The organism is Scytonema sp. PCC 10023, from assembly GCF_963920835.1.
GTDB lineage: Bacteria > Cyanobacteriota > Cyanobacteriia > Cyanobacteriales > Nostocaceae > Kalymmatonema.
Genome location: NZ_CAWUDP010000292.1, coordinates 1 through 1,449, shown reverse-complemented (window position 1 = coordinate 1,449; position 1,449 = coordinate 1). Strand labels below are relative to the sequence as shown.

The 1,449-nt window shown below is 44.7% G+C and carries 1 protein-coding gene; it reads right to left on the bottom strand.

The features are described from left to right. Positions 1-1,054: 1,054 nt before the first annotated feature. Positions 1,055-1,300, bottom strand: coding sequence for a hypothetical protein (locus ACM0OZ_RS48790; protein ID WP_414590150.1), 246 nt, complete (start codon positions 1,298-1,300; stop codon positions 1,055-1,057). Positions 1,301-1,449: the final 149 nt, after the last annotated feature.

Here is a 1,449-nt window from a genome sequence, read left to right as displayed (position 1 = left end):
TGGTCGTCCTCTAGTTTTCTAAACTGTCTGATTATTTCTGTCGCACAGTACTAGTGGTGTCATTCCTCTGTTGAAGAATTTTTAGAAACTTTCACAAGGCGTGGCGTGAAGTTCGGCTGGAGGCGAGTGATCACGGACGACCGAACGAGCTAACAAACTTAGTACTAATCAACTTGGACGACTCGTGAACAGCGTCCACCAAGAGCGTTTTCTTCACCTGGTTTTCTCCATTGATGCGAAAAACATTTCACATCATTTGATTTGCTTGGCGCGAGTCAGATAGCGCGAAGCCGCTGATCAACTCGCCGAGCGGCAACCTTTACGAGTAAACCTAAGCTTGAGCCACACCACCAAATAGAATTTGGTGGATTCAGGCTAGGAGTTGGCGTTAACTTTTCGTCCGGTCTTGTTTGCACAAGACAACTATCTGGTTAACGTTTCCTAACTATGGGTTGAACCGCTCTACCGTTCTACCAGGGACACGGGCTTTCAGACTAGCTTACTCAACTTGCGGTTTAGGTCAACGCCTTTATGCCAACCACGAGAGCGGCTCCGCCCTACAATACATAAAGACTTTCCTGATTTCTTGTCCAAACAAGAATATCCCAGCACTTTCAGCCGTGGAAGTCGGACAAATACAATGTAGCGTAAGCATTTGCTTCCTAGATGTCTCCATCTATGTAACTCAAAAGCTACTGGTAACAATATATCACATCACGGCGAATAAATTCGCTCGTGTCGCGTTTCCACCCCGATATAAATAGCATATGAGACTCAATTCATTTAATTTCTTGAGTCTCATATTTCGGGGCTACCACGCTCCCGTGTTATGTTGGTGTGAGTTGTGCCGCTCGGCTCTGCGGATGACGAGTTCGTGTGCTTAGTTATTTCCAAGTTGGATGCGGGAAATCCCGTATCGATACCAGGCAACGCGGATAAAAAGTTCGTGTGCTTAGTAGTGCCAATACTATGAGGCGTTGGCGTAGCTGCCCGCCCTGCGGGCTTCGCATTCTTGGATCACCTCATAGTATTGGCCTCGTCAAAAAGCTTAATTTCAAGCTGGCTTCCTTTCTGGATAAAACTCGAATCTAAGTCTCCCGCCTCTCCTGTTTCTTAGTGACTCAGCGAGAATTTTTATAGCCGTTGGGATTGAATTAGTACATACAATATTTTCTTCTTGATTGAAGAAGCCTACCTTTATAGTGCTATCGCCTAAAAGCACTTTAATTAATTCTGCTTTCTGCTCACTCATCAAACCCTGACAACTTGTAAGCAGTTGTTGAAATTCTATATCGCTCATACTAATTTTATTTCTTCAAAAATAAATGTAGATCTATACTGGCATTACCTCACGGGTTTTTGCCACTACGGCCTTGGGCGGATTTTTGGGCGATAATGGTTTTTCAAGGGATTCTGCCACCATATGCAACACCTCAGCCTTTTCCTCTT

Bases quoted from the DNA above. Each gene is read 5' to 3' on its own strand.
- ACM0OZ_RS48790 (WP_414590150.1), bottom strand. From the start codon at position 1,300: ATGAGCGATATAGAATTTCAACAACTGCTTACAAGTTGTCAGGGTTTG.